This window comes from Enterobacter sp. BWH52 (assembly GCF_001037565.1).
GTDB classification, from domain to species: domain Bacteria; phylum Pseudomonadota; class Gammaproteobacteria; order Enterobacterales; family Enterobacteriaceae; genus Enterobacter; species Enterobacter hormaechei_C.
Genome location: NZ_KQ089854.1, coordinates 1,882,536 through 1,895,321, shown reverse-complemented (window position 1 = coordinate 1,895,321; position 12,786 = coordinate 1,882,536). Strand labels below are relative to the sequence as shown.

Genomic DNA, 12,786 nt, shown 5'->3' with positions numbered 1-12,786 from the left:
CACATCGAAAGTGACCTCCAGCCCGCGCGTACCGGGAAAAGCGGAATGGCATAAGCCCCATCAGGTTAGCAAAACGCCCGGCGTTTGCCGGGCGTGAAAACAACGTCAGTCAACGATTACGGCTTATGTTCAATCGCCGGGTTGTTGTTGATGGCGATGCGCTGCGGTTTCTCTTCTTCCGGGATATCCTGGTGTAATTCAATTGCCAGTAAGCCGTTTTCCAGCGAAGCGCCGGTCACTTTCACATGCTCCGGCAGACTATAGCTGGCCCGGAAGTCGCTGCGGCTGATACCCCGATGGATCCACCCTTCTTCGCCGTTTTCGGTTTTCTCCTCTTCACGTTTACCGCTGATATTCAGCTGACCGCCAACGGTTTCAATTTCCAGTTCGCTCTCTTTCCAGCCCGGCACGCTGAGCGTCAGTTCATAGCGGTTATCGCCCAGCCGCCGGATATTGTAAGAAGGCGTGGAGGGCAACGGCGTACTGCCGGTTAGCTGGCTAAAAAGGCGATCGATACGGTTAAAACGGTCCGCAAACAGAGAGTCGGAGAGATCGTTCAACACGGGAAAGGTTCTGAGAGTCATCATGTACCTCCTGAACAGTAAAAAAGAATATTCAAAAAGTTCATGTCTTATGGGCAGGTGTTCCTTACCCGCTTTCTATATGTGGTTACCGCAAAATATTTCAACCTCAGGAGCCTGCAAAAATGTAGCTGGAACCTAAAAAAGCAACGGGCCGTTAAGCCCATTGTTCGTTACATCATCGCAGTTCTATAACTCTCGCCCGCTCAGCCTGCTTTCGGTAGTGGTCATATCGCTCCCGGAACCATGCCTGCTGTTTATTACTCATATTGCCGGTCACGGCATCGATATCAACTGGCTGGCCCAGGGCGTACATACGGGCAAAACTGCGTGCCAGAAAATCAAAATTCTTTAATGCGTTTATATCTTGTCGCTTCATTAGCATATCCCTCCAGTCGCTGTGGTTACTGTTCAAGGTCATATGCTTTTCTGATCTCAGTATCCGCCTGAAAAAGATCGATTTTTGAGCGATGTGTGCGCATCCATCTGCCAGTGTTCACATTTCAGGAACGACAAAACTCTTCAGCCCAGGTCATGATTTTCCCTCCCTTTTATCACTCATGCAGAAAACATAAACGCCTGCCATGCAGTAAGTTCGCCACGTATCCGGAAGGTGCGAACGGCGTGCTTTACTGCCAGACGCTGTAACAGGTCGCCCAGCGCGTTCAGGTGGGTTTCCAACTGCAAGCGTCTTATCAGTTCGAATAACAGACAAAGAACGTTTACACTGGCGGATTAATACTGATTACCTGAACAAATGGGTAAATGGGTGAATCCGGGCTTGTTGGCCATATAGAGAGGGGCGCATGTAGGTTGCCGCGGTTGTGTATCGAACTGCGCATTGTTTTCTACAACACGCTGCTCCTGGCCTTTCACGGCTATTCTCTTTTTCGTCTGCGCTTTCCTGGCGGAGGGGGAGGGTTTTACCTGCCGGGGCAGTTCGGAGGCACCATAACCTGAACAGAATCGCTTCGACTGGCTCAGACTTCCGTCATTGCAGACAAAACGACCATCCGATGTACAGTGTGCTATGCCACCTTTTGAGCCAGAGCAGGGCTGTCTTCCACGGGCGGCACCAGCCTGCATGTTAAAAAGTACACTGACCGTAAGAAGGAGAATTCTCATTTTCATATCTGTATCCATGATTGACGTCATCATACTCAGGGTATCCCCTCAGCCATTGACCTTTTCGCCAGATAAAATGCAATGACTCATGGCGAAGAAATCAATTATTAATATTTCAGTACCCGCTACAGCACAAGCTCTACAATAACTCATTGAAAAGTAACTCTTTAATGTATCTTTTCTGACCAGGGTAAAATAAATATCTGGTCGTTCATGTTGCCTGCTCGCCCAATTTTCATGAAGTGGTTATTTTCGCAGGCGAAACTCTGCAATATGCATCCTCGCGATGTCGGTAAAAGATGTGGGGTGGTTTTACGTGCTGAATTTCAAAATTGGCTCACAATCGGGCTGTATTATCCAGATACTGCTGTTGTTTCAGATGACGGATTAATACCCTGCCCTCGGGCATAAACTCCGTGCCGTAGCGCACCAGCCCCACCCCCTTCAGCTCCGCATCAATGGCGTAGCGGAGTTCACCGGGCTGAATCTGTTCCTGCATCACCACATTAATCCGGCTCAGGCGCGGCTCGTATTTCAGCAACACAGCCGACAGTGTGGTAATCAGCTGGTGGGCGGTCCCGGGCATTCCCTGGAGGATTTTTGTCATATCCGGCAGACCGTAGTCCGGCAGGTGAGCCAGCGTACCGGCGCGGCAGTTGAGGATGCGCTGCATGTTATCGAGTACTGATAAAATCAGCTGGTTCTCCTCACTGACACTGTGCAGGTCAAGCCCGCCGGCGAAGTTACCGTACAGCATGTCATACAGAGACGGACGCGGCATCATTCCCCCTCCAGCGGTTTCAGCGTCAGACGATTATTACTGACTTCGATAACCCGCGCCTTATCCGGGTCAAGGTCGTCACGGGTCAGGGTAATACGCCAGGTATCATTTACCTGGTCCGGTGCCATAAACATCCCCGCCACCGCCACAACCTGCGCGCTCTCTTCCATCGGCATATCCAGCGTCACCGATTCGCCAGGGCGCAGGCGGATATCCTTTTCCGCCACAAGATCGGCTTTAATGGCCTGAGTGTCACTGGCGAACAGCGACGGATAATCAGTACTGTCAAACGCCTTACGCTCTTTAAGCTGGTAAATTCGCACCACCGTTGCCAGCGATGCCCCCTTCGCGTTGTTGTTCACCCCTTCGCGCGCCTGAATATCCAGGTGAAGGGTTTTCACCTGTCTGTAAAAAATGGACTTCGTGACGGCGACGGTGCCATCCGTCACTTTCTGCGTCAGACCGCAGCCGGTTAAAAGGGTCGCCAGAGTGATTGCCAGCGCTTTACCAGCGGTAATCGCCATCTTCATCGTTTTTCCTTCGCTGAATGTTTTCCCGGACGCGCTGAAAGCGTCCAGGGTGAATGGTGATAATGTCGTTTCTGTTCTGTTGCGGATTAAGGGGACGCAGCACTGCCGTGCGCCCGACCTGCGCGATCTGTTCCGCATTGCAGGACAGCCGCGCATCCGGCAGCAAATGCCGGGCAACGCATAACTGCATACGTACATCCAGGTGCGCGCCCAGCCACACGTGCAGCAGCGCCATCAGGTCAGCGTGCAGGTCACCGCCCGGCAGCCAGCCCCGGATCTCTTCCGGGTTGTCCGTGCTCAGGCGCAACAGCACCTGGCCGTTCACATCCGTGGCATGCGTGCCCATCACCGGCCGGTGCTTCAGGCTGACCGGCTGGCATGTACTCATCGCAACCGGCTGCTTCAGCGGGATACGGCAGCGGTCATGGTGATAAACCTGCGTGCGCGTATCCGGTGCCAGCAGCCGCACCAGCGCCCCCATTCCCTCCGCCGTCCGTCCCGGCAGCATCATCACCGGCAGCAGCGCCAGAAATCGCGACAGCGGCGTACCGGCTGCCTGAGCGCAGCCGGGTATCCCCAGCCCCGCCAGGCCCAGCAGGTATTGTGACGTGTTGTCAGCGCCGCCGGCCTTAAAGGTGGCCGGGTACGAATACTTACGCCAGATGCGGTAATACTGGGTAATCAGCCGGTGACTGAAAATATCCAGAAAATCCTGCGTCGCGTCGTGCCCTTCCCGTCGCTGAGCGATATCGTCGGTGTAGTGGGTCGGCAGCGGCGACTCCACGCCGTACAGCCCCATAAAGGTGACGCGCACCGACGGCGGCAGGTGCGGATGTTCCGGGTCTTCCATCCCCCGGATTTCACCGGACGGAAACCCCATCCCCGGATGCGGGCGAAAACGCACTGGCTCCTGCCGCACCCGCCAGTCGCTGCCGGGCACCGGCATCTCCGGCAGGCTCTGTTCCAGCAGCTGGCAGAAGCGGTAAAAATTCATATACGGCAGCTGGTGCCGTACCTGCGCCATCAGCCGGGCAGGCGCGGACTGTGATTCTCTTTCCACCGGATACATTTCCCTTCTGGCTGAACAATCAGCGTGAGCTGGTTAAACTGATTCATGTCGGCATACAGGGCGAAAAAACGGTTAAGCAGTTCGCCAAACAGGTGGATATCGCCCTCTCCGGTAAATCCATTACTGTCGAGCGTCACCTCCACGTCCAGCCCGCGCAGCAAAAAACCGTCCTCAAAGCGCTGAATGCGGTGGTGCCTGACATCCAGGATGGCATCGAGGCGACGGTTGTTCAGCTCGTCGTCCCGCCAGTTATAGAGCGAGAGCGTGCCGCGCAGCACCAAAGCGCTGCTCATCATATTGAGAAACCGGGAGCCCAGATGGCTCATCACCCGCCAGTGGAAACGATCCTCCGCAGGCGGGTATGCGGGCAGCGTCGGCTTGCAGAGATTACGCACGGTGAGGGGCGTGTCATAGACCTGTTCACAGCGGTCCAGCAGCGTGCTCTGCAACGCCCGGCGCGGTAACTGGCCGTTGGTGCCAGTGATGCGCAGCGAGACTGTCTCCCGCTCCAGCATCCGGTCAGCTTCCCACTGCTGGCCGCCCAGTATCAGCCAGGTATCGTGCATCCCGGTGACGCCCCGCTTCACGCGGGTGTGGTAATATCGTTCCGGCGCATGACGACGCATCATGCCGCCCTGATGGCGAAAACTGGTGAACGGCACATAGTGCGCTTCGCCGGTACGCCCGGAGCCGTTGACGCTGTCCACCGAGTAAATCTCGGTATGCCCGTCCTGAAGACGTTTCGGGCGCAGCAGGTATTCACTCTCCAGTCCGCTGATGATCAGCGGGTCGGCTTCCAGGGTGAACAGGTTAATTACCGGCACGCAGTGCAGGCGCAGGCTGCTGTCTGTTACCGGTAAATCGCTCTGCCATACCTGGCTGAACACCACCTCGATATCGAAATACGCCGTACCCGCCGGAAGCGTGATATTTTCCAGCCCGTTAAGATGGACGAACATAAACTTTTCGCGGAAGGTGAAATACTCCAGCAGCAACTGATAACCGCTGAAGGCGCTGTCGCCCTTTGGCCACAGCCGATCTTCCTCAGCAAAACCGCCCGGGGAGAAATAACCGTCCAGTGCGATCCGCTCCGTCTGCCCGGGCAGGCGAATGTACAGCGCCGCCTGGCGTTTTGTCAGCCAGAGGTGCAGGCTGCTGCCCGTCACCCTATCTTCGCCCAGGTACAGCGGCAGATGCCGGAGGTCCGTCTGCGGCCAGTCCGCCTGCGTACTACAGGCAAAACGCACCCGCAGGAGCGAACGCCCGTCAGGCTCCGTGGTCATAATGACCTTTTCCACCGCGAGCGGATTCAGCGTCAGATCCCGGGTGGTGCGGTAGCGGCAGATGGTGTTTTTAGGACCGACCGGGCGGGAGCTGATTTCCAGCCCGGCGGACAACGTTTCCGCCATTTTCATCGCCGGCACATCCGGGGACAGTGCCACCACCGACAGGGACGGGATGGTACGCAGGTAGTGCGGCCACAGCATACTCACCAGACTTTCGGTCAACTCCGGCAGGTCGTCATCTATCTTTTCGCGCAGACGTCCCATGGAGAAGGCGAAGCCCTCAAACAGCCGTTCAACATACGGGTCAGGTGTGCCGGCTTTGTCGAGGTCGAGCATTGCCGCCCGGTCGGGGTGCGTCTGCGCGAACTCTTTCGCCGCCTCGCGCAGGTAGCGCATTTCAGCGTCAAAATAACGCAGGGTTAAATCTTCCATAATTTTCCGGCTATTAATGTACAGGAGGATGGGTGATGAGCCCTAATACACGCAGTGTTATAGGGAAAAATACAATATCCGCAACGGCCGTGAAGAGTGTTAACACGATGTTTGTTGCCAGTCGCAGAGGATGAAAGTGAGTTGAGTCTTCTGTAGAATAAAATTCCACATTATGTTTTTTAACCAATTTCTCGCTATTATTAAACAGACTGTCGTTCTTATCTCTGGGAATAATTACCCCTTCGAGGCGTATTTGCTTAATATACCTTCCACCCTCATTCCAGAACCCCATTTTTTTAAGGTCATCAATATCCTGAGCGGTAAGGTTGCTGTCGCTTTTATTAACCTGCAGTACAAGCGCATCGGAAAAATGCATGACAAGATCATTTCCACGCGGCATATCCAGTTTTAGCCTTAAACCATCAAATTTCACATAACCGGTAACCAGCGCTACCTGTGTGGATAATTTATCCAGGGCAAATAACTCTTTCGCGCCTTTCGTTAGTATATAGATGTTTTTTTCACCCTTGAAAGCGAAACCATCCCGAGGTATTTCTACCCTGACCTGTGTCTTTCCCTGAATAGCCGAAGCAGAGAGATTTTCATAATAAAACGCAGCGGTAACCTCGTCTGAAATCAAAGTACGTTCTTTTATCTTTGTGTCAGCAACTCTGTTTTCTCCCCAAAGAATTGCTGTACAGCCTGAAAGCTGAATAAATATAACCGACAATATTATTTTCATAATCAAATGCATGATTGTTGTATATCCCTGATAATGATTTTTTTGTTACGTTTGTTTAATTATCCGCACTACACGGTGACTCTGGCAGCGTCAGTTGCAATCAGCCCCGCCAGCAGATGTTCCATCTCCGGATTCAGGCGTGTTTTATCTGTATCATTACGTCCGGCCCTTCATACGGAGCAGCTTCAGGCGGTAGGCTTTGACCTCAAACAGCAGTTCTGGTGCCCACTGCGTGAGCGTGATGGCGCGGCCTGGCAGGCTGTAATCAGTGTGTGAACGGATGCCATCAGTACGTTTCCTCTGTGGGGTCGGTGTCATCGGTCAGGGGGTCAGCGGCGGGCTCGCTGACGGTGAATATCTGCAACGGCAGGCTGAAGTTTCGCAGCTTCAGCAGGGCCAGCGGGCCCTCCCCCGCCTCGGTACGCAGGGTGTAGTTCAGCGGTCTGCCATCCTGCGCCTGCCACGTGAGACTGTAACTGCTGCCCGTGCCGGGATACGCGCTGACTGACGCCTTGTCCAGCAGCCTTATCCAGCCCCACGCCCCGGACATATCCGCATACTGCCGGGTGCCGGCCTGGGTGCTTATCCAGCTTAATGCCGCACCCGGCGCTTCGGTGTCCGCAGGCCAGATAAAACGCTTCCAGGCGGGCATCTGGTTCATATAAGTCAGCTTCTGGCTGTCGATAACCAGCCGCGTCTCCATGATGCCATCCGCCGTTCCCGGGCGCAGTTCAAAGGACAACCCCGCCTCCCCGCGGGTGAACACCACATCGGAAATATGGCTCAGGGTATCAACCGCCCTGAGGAAGGCCGGATTGAAGGTCAGCCCCTGAGCGTTGATGCTGTCCGGCACCCAGTGACTCCCCTCCCTGTGCAGCACGCCGTTAAGACGGGTCTGGAGAAAACGGGTGATACGTCCGGAATCAGCGTTGAGGTATCTGGCCAGCAACGGCAGTGAGACCTCGCTGCTGACATCCTTAAACGGATACCGCCCGCCAAAAACGTTGTTCCAGTCATCCACCACGGCGGTCTGCCACTGTGCATTCAGGCTTTCAGCCGCCGGAGTCAGTACCTGCTGCCAGGCCTGCTCCATAGGCCGCACAAACATCGTCTGCCCGAAACCACTCCATTCCTGCCCGAGTCCCGCTGCCACCAGACTGCCGTAGTCGCGGGTCTCGGTTAAATCCACCGCCTTACCCTGAAACACCGTCTGCGCAAGCAGCCGGGTCATGGCCTGCGGGTCAGCGGCGTTGGTCACCTGCTGTAGCCGCAGGCGCACCTGGGTGACCCGAGTCAGAAACGTCTGGAGGCTCAGGTCGGTATTTCCGCCGCCTTTCTGCTGGCTGTTAATCAGCGCCAGTACCGGGCCGAAGGTCGCCTCCAGCGGGCCGCGCGGGCCGCCGCTCTGGTCAATGGCCGGCTGTTTATCGCCACCGAGCAGATTTTTTGCCGATTTACCAGCGAATCGGATATCGCCTCGCCGGTCTCACCGGTTCGCCCCTGGATATTCAGGGTGTTCATCAGCGCCACCAGCGGCGACTGACGCACATCCGCCATCAGGGTGAGCTGGTCAATGGCGTCGGACAGGGTCACTGCCCGTTGCCAGCGCAGACTGTTGAGAAAATCGAGCCAGGCGGTACTGAAGTCGGCAAAGTAACGTGCGGTGAGCCGCTGCTTCAGGTCTTCCGGTGGGGTCTGCTGCGTGGCGGGCTGTCTGCTGTCGCTCAGCACCCAGTCCATCTCCTCGCGACGTTCATTCACCACCTTATCAATGGCAGGCTGTACCGCCTCCTCCCACGCCTGACGGGTGAACATTCCCGGCACCACCTCATCGGTGCTGAACAGGCTTGCGGCGTCGGTGTCGCCGGTCATGTCCGTCAGGCGCATATCGGCATACTGGTTCGCCACCTGCGCGAGCATTTTCTGATAGAGGGTGGATTCACTGTTTCGCACCCCCATCTGGCGAACCAGCAGCGTACGCGTCTGGCTGACCAGCATATCGTCAGCATGTAAGCGCCACTGCGGGTGTGACGCCAGGCTCGTGGCATAAAAAGCGTACAGTGCCGGGCCGCTGCCCTGCCAGAGGCCGTTTGCCACACCAGCACGCCGTGGCCATTCGCGCATCAGCGTGGCGGAAAACCAGGCCGCATCCATTTTCTCCGGCCGCGAGAGCATCAGGTACAACCTGAGCCGGTCGTAAACCGGTTTTGCCATGCGCTCACGTAACGGGCTGTCCGGCGGCAGCTGTACAAAGGCGTGTAGCTGTTTTGCAAGATGTTCCGCCGCCGCATCGCGCAGCAGGGGCAAGGCGCTTTCGCCATAACGCGGAAACAGCGCCGCCAGCAGGGCATCGTTCTGGCTTAAGCCGCCGCGTGCGTACCAGGGCACGCCGTGTTGTCCACGGTACTGTAAACGGGCAAGAGTTTTCTGGAGTTCAGACAGGGCGTGCAGACGCGTGCTCAGCGGCTGTTTCTCTGCCACAGACTGCTGAACCTGCTCCTGCGCCGTCGCCACCAGGTGACGGTTGGCGACAAAGGAGACAGCCATGGATACAACCCAGAGCACCATCAGCGCCGCCACGCTCACGCCCGCCATCTGCGTCCAGCTGATTCCGGGTTTACGCGGGCGCAGACCTGCCGGTAAGGCCTGTGCCGAGGCCGGGATGGCATCCCAGCGGTTGTCTTTGCCCCAGTGATGAGCAACGCTGCGCACGCCGCCGTCCGTGGCCGGACTGAACACCACACCGGCCATCGGCAGCGGGCGGTACGGGTTGAGCAATACCGATAAGGGGCCGGTCAGCGTTTCCGGCTCGCGCGTCAGCTGGTCGGCCAGGGCGAGCAAAAAACTCTGCTGTGGTTTGTCGCAAATCTGCTGAACGCCCTGCGCGGTGAGGGCCGGTATCAGGTCGCTTAGCTGGCGGGCCAGTGCTTCAGGTTTAGAGGCCGCTGACAGCTGACACCCCACCGGCTGGGTAATCCGCCCCAGTTGCTCTCCAGCTCGCGGATGCAGCGACCAGACGTAAAGCGGCAGTTTCCAGCCCAGCGCGTCATACCGCCCCTTCAGGGCGTGTGCCAGGGCGTCCATGGATTCAGGAGTCAGCGGCGCTGCCAGTTCAGTATCTGAACCTGCGAGGCGATCAAACGCAGAGGTCACCCACACCACGCCATCCACTGGGCGGCGGCGCAGTTTACGCAGCGCGGTAAGCCAGGCAGTGTCCGCCGGTGCTGCCGGGTCACCGCCCCACAGCAGCAGCGTCCCCTGGTCTTCCTGCCAGAATTCCTGGGTGAGTTTTGGGATGAGTTGTTCGACATCTGAAGCGCTGCCGGTTATAAGCAGGATTCGGAGTTTGCGGGGCCAGGCGCGGTCATAATTATGACGCAAATACAGACGCATATTTTTTAACGTTTCTCTGTATTTTTCCCTATCAACTAGTCGTTTGTCTTCGTGCCGAAGACTTTTACCTGACAATTCCCTCAGCCGCTGCAAAAAACTTATTGAGATCAACCAATTCCACAACCTGAGAAATAAATCGTCGCAGAGCAGAATTAAAATACAAATCCCTGCCACTGTCAGCGATGTTGTCAGTTTCTTCTCAGTGGTAAACTGATGAACAAAAGGGTTTTCAGTCCAGATGAGAAATCCCCCCACAACCGCTATCAGCAGGATAATTAACCATGTACTGAGGCGCTTTTTCTTTTTCACATCACTATCCTTTGCGTAAGATTAAGCCGGACGGACAATCACCATTTGTGTGGTTTCATCACCAACCATCAGCCACTGGGTTTGCTCTGAAATCACTGCATGTTCGCAGGCGCAAATTAACGTGATATTTCCTACCGCCGCCCCCGGTCTGCCAAAAGTATCCTCCAGTACCATCTCTCCTTTTTTTTCAGACAAGAATGCCAATTTATCCATTGCAAGAAGAGCCGCAGTCAGTGCGCTACCTTTTACCTGAGCTCGCCAAAAGAACCAGGGCACCGCAGTTGTTATTTTTCCCCAAAGTGCAACATCCGCTACATCCTCTTCCGTTTTTGCGATCACCACCGGGCGATGTATCCACATTTGCGGCATTACACGATAACAAGTTAGCCATGCCGGAGAGGCCAGCAGCAGCGCTGATACGGACTCTGCCTCTTGGTTACGCGCTTGCAGAAATAAATTGATTTCAACAGAAAGAACAAGCGCCTCGTCCCTCCTGTCCAGCCAGCCATCAAGCCACATCAGCCCACTATTATCAGTACTAACAGTAATATCATTGACAGCATATGACGCTGGGAAAATCTTTCGCCAGATGGTGAGGATGTGCTCATCGTTCAGCACACCATCATGATGAATACGAACGAACAGGTTACCAGTAAACTGAACCAGTTCAGCGTGCAATTGCCCGATGACGCTTACCAATATTGATTCCAGTCGAGTCTGATAATTTGCTTCAGTGAATAAGGTTACTGATGGAAAAATTATTGATGCCGTTGTTAACGTCGACTGAATGGCTGGTGAATAGTGCGTCTGAAGTCCACTCCCGCCTTGTAAAAGCGCGACAGCAAGTTTATTTCTGGCAACTGGTGTGACGTAACTCATTCCAAGCACACCAACGGCCTTCTGTCCCAGTAAAATTTGTTCTTCATATTGTTTTTGATATAAGTGGTTCCACCATAGCACGCGATCTCGTTCATTTTCATAGCGGCGTAGCCGGATGATATACCCCATAAATCCAACGGATAAAGGCAGCATCAACGTACAAAACCAAAACCATTCAGAACGAGTAGAAAGGTGCTTAGGCCATAGAGCCAGCACTACAACCGCGCCAGCAATCACACACAGAACAATCGTAAGCAGCCAACGGAATTTATCCGGAGCAACTGGCAAAGGTTCTTCTGCTGGGATTTTTTTTAGATCAACAGGCATAAATTAACGTTTTCCTGCATTTGGTAATGATGATATTAGTGAGCAACCACAACCGCAACGATGACCATGCAGAGCTATTGGCTTACCATTGATCTTTGAAGTTTCATCGCCTTCGATAATATATGTTTCACCATGTAGAGGGCAAAATACCTTATCCATAAGACAAGAGACTTCCAGGCCCATAAATTTCACACCAGAGCTACCTTCAAGCACAGTATCACCGTGTGTTGTTTTGCCATTGATACGAATAACACACTGCATATACGTCTCCATATAAACTAACACAACAATGAGCTACACCTTTGCAAAATAATCTTATGGTGGTGACTCATCGTAATCCGAGAGTTATGCCTTGTATTATCTGACCGGTTTCGGGCTGTTGACAACGCAACGAACCGTTTTGTCGCCAGGGAGATATCCCTCATTAGCAGGGTCTGAGTCGAAGCGGAATATCGTTGCGCCGCGTCTTGGTCCGGAAAAATCCTGTGAGCGGATAACTTTTGTGTAATTACCGTTACTATCTTTAAACACTGGTTTTTCAGGGCCCTGAGGGTCTTTTACTGATGAGTATTTATAATAATCAGGATCATACCAGTCCTTTACCCACTCCCATCCATTACCGGCCATGTCATATATACCTAAGGGGTTTGGTGGATAAAGATCACCGGGCAACGGAGAGTAGAGTCCCAAAGACGTGCCCATTTTTTTTGCATATAGTTTGCTATCCTTTTCTGAAGCTACATTGCTTTTATCTCCTTCTCCAATTCGTATGGTCCCGTCATTGGTTGGAACAATTACAAATTGTCCACGACTACGCGCTGCATATTCCCATTGCGCTTCTGTTGGTAATGAGAAAGGTAACTCAGTAATAGTAGACAGCCAGCGACAATATTTTTCCGCCTCATACCAGTCGACATGAGCAGGTGTATCGGGTGTCATATTTTTTTCCCGCCAGCGCTGTCCATTTCTGGTTTTCAAATCAACATTCCTTCCAGCTAAATTATTATAAGCCAAATAAAACTGGTACTGTTTGTTACTGGTTTTAAACTTACTTATCGAATAACTTGTCAGCTCGACTTTATGTAATGGTTTACTATGCTGATTTGCATCATAGGGTAAATGTTCCGGGCCGTATTTTTCGCCATAATCTCCCATCAGAAATTCACCACCCTGTACAAAGATAAGCTCGGCCTTAATCTCACCCACAAATTTAGAGAGTTCAGCGCTGCTTTTTGGGGAGGGTAGCACCAACTGCTTTTGCTGATCGCAGGAGATTAGTGACAAAACGGTAATAAGAATCCCCCCCGTTCTGTATAAAATCCTCATAACTGT

At 53.8% G+C, this 12,786-nt stretch carries 11 protein-coding genes and 2 pseudogenes; all 13 read right to left on the bottom strand.

Translation table 11 applies throughout. From position 1 onward, the window contains the following. Positions 1-116: 116 nt before the first annotated feature. Positions 117-587: an Hsp20 family protein gene (locus SK47_RS08970; RefSeq protein WP_003857647.1), complete on the bottom strand. Its 471-nt coding sequence runs from the start codon at positions 585-587 to the stop codon at positions 117-119. Between the two features lie 172 nt (positions 588-759). Next, positions 760-960 carry a cell surface composition regulator GlgS gene (gene glgS, locus SK47_RS08965; RefSeq protein ID WP_022650936.1) on the bottom strand — a complete coding sequence of 67 codons (201 nt, stop codon included), beginning with the start codon at positions 958-960 and terminating at the stop codon, positions 760-762. A gap of 356 nt (positions 961-1,316) precedes the next feature. Further along, complete coding sequence (locus tag SK47_RS24075; RefSeq protein ID WP_045339057.1) at positions 1,317-1,712, bottom strand: YdcA family protein; 396 nt, start codon at positions 1,710-1,712, stop codon at positions 1,317-1,319. Between the two features lie 331 nt (positions 1,713-2,043). Further along, entirely contained in the window at positions 2,044-2,487 is a 444-nt protein-coding gene (tssE, locus tag SK47_RS08960) for a type VI secretion system baseplate subunit TssE (RefSeq protein WP_003857652.1), read from the bottom strand. Beyond that, positions 2,487-3,011, bottom strand: coding sequence for a type VI secretion system lipoprotein TssJ (tssJ, locus tag SK47_RS08955; RefSeq protein ID WP_003857655.1), 525 nt, complete (start codon positions 3,009-3,011; stop codon positions 2,487-2,489). Before tssJ ends, tssE begins: the two co-directional genes overlap by 1 nt. After that, positions 2,992-4,086, bottom strand: a complete 1,095-nt coding sequence (gene tssG, locus SK47_RS08950; RefSeq protein ID WP_072202992.1) for a type VI secretion system baseplate subunit TssG — start codon at positions 4,084-4,086, stop codon at positions 2,992-2,994. The genes tssJ and tssG overlap by 20 nt, the downstream gene beginning before the upstream one ends. Then, a complete protein-coding gene (tssF, locus tag SK47_RS08945) occupies positions 4,041-5,804 on the bottom strand; it encodes a type VI secretion system baseplate subunit TssF (RefSeq protein WP_048243957.1) in 1,764 nt (587 codons plus the stop codon). The genes tssG and tssF overlap by 46 nt, the downstream gene beginning before the upstream one ends. Before the next feature lie 13 nt (positions 5,805-5,817). Then, positions 5,818-6,558, bottom strand: a complete 741-nt coding sequence (locus SK47_RS08940) for a hypothetical protein (RefSeq protein WP_048243955.1) — start codon at positions 6,556-6,558, stop codon at positions 5,818-5,820. A 56-nt stretch (positions 6,559-6,614) separates the two neighbouring features. After that, positions 6,615-6,795, bottom strand: a pseudogene (locus tag SK47_RS24280) (hypothetical protein); the annotation flags it as partial. Between the two features lie 37 nt (positions 6,796-6,832). Further along, positions 6,833-10,212, bottom strand: a pseudogene (locus SK47_RS08935) (ImcF-related family protein). Positions 10,213-10,269: 57 nt separating this feature from the next. Further along, positions 10,270-11,454, bottom strand: coding sequence for a hypothetical protein (locus SK47_RS08930; protein WP_048243953.1), 1,185 nt, complete (start codon positions 11,452-11,454; stop codon positions 10,270-10,272). Positions 11,455-11,457: 3 nt separating this feature from the next. Further along, positions 11,458-11,715 carry a PAAR domain-containing protein gene (locus tag SK47_RS23100; protein WP_075262089.1) on the bottom strand — a complete coding sequence of 86 codons (258 nt, stop codon included), beginning with the start codon at positions 11,713-11,715 and terminating at the stop codon, positions 11,458-11,460. A gap of 96 nt (positions 11,716-11,811) precedes the next feature. Next, a complete protein-coding gene (locus SK47_RS08925; protein WP_048243951.1) occupies positions 11,812-12,780 on the bottom strand; it encodes a formylglycine-generating enzyme family protein in 969 nt (322 codons plus the stop codon). Positions 12,781-12,786 lie beyond the last annotated feature (6 nt).

Excerpts from the sequence above, each read along its gene's own strand:
- SK47_RS08970 (WP_003857647.1), bottom strand. The coding sequence starts at position 587 with ATGATGACTCTCAGAACCTTTCCCGTGTTGAACGATCTCTCCGACTCT.
- tssG (WP_072202992.1), bottom strand. The coding sequence starts at position 4,086 with ATGTATCCGGTGGAAAGAGAATCACAGTCCGCGCCTGCCCGGCTGATG.
- SK47_RS08925 (WP_048243951.1), bottom strand. The coding sequence starts at position 12,780 with ATGAGGATTTTATACAGAACGGGGGGGATTCTTATTACCGTTTTGTCA.
- SK47_RS24075 (WP_045339057.1), bottom strand. The coding sequence starts at position 1,712 with ATGAAAATGAGAATTCTCCTTCTTACGGTCAGTGTACTTTTTAACATG.
- SK47_RS08940 (WP_048243955.1), bottom strand. The coding sequence starts at position 6,558 with ATGCATTTGATTATGAAAATAATATTGTCGGTTATATTTATTCAGCTT.
- tssJ (WP_003857655.1), bottom strand. The coding sequence starts at position 3,011 with ATGGCGATTACCGCTGGTAAAGCGCTGGCAATCACTCTGGCGACCCTT.
- glgS (WP_022650936.1), bottom strand. The coding sequence starts at position 960 with ATGAAGCGACAAGATATAAACGCATTAAAGAATTTTGATTTTCTGGCA.
- SK47_RS23100 (WP_075262089.1), bottom strand. The coding sequence starts at position 11,715 with ATGCAGTGTGTTATTCGTATCAATGGCAAAACAACACACGGTGATACT.
- tssF (WP_048243957.1), bottom strand. The coding sequence starts at position 5,804 with ATGGAAGATTTAACCCTGCGTTATTTTGACGCTGAAATGCGCTACCTG.
- SK47_RS08930 (WP_048243953.1), bottom strand. The coding sequence starts at position 11,454 with ATGCCTGTTGATCTAAAAAAAATCCCAGCAGAAGAACCTTTGCCAGTT.
- tssE (WP_003857652.1), bottom strand. The coding sequence starts at position 2,487 with ATGCCGCGTCCGTCTCTGTATGACATGCTGTACGGTAACTTCGCCGGC.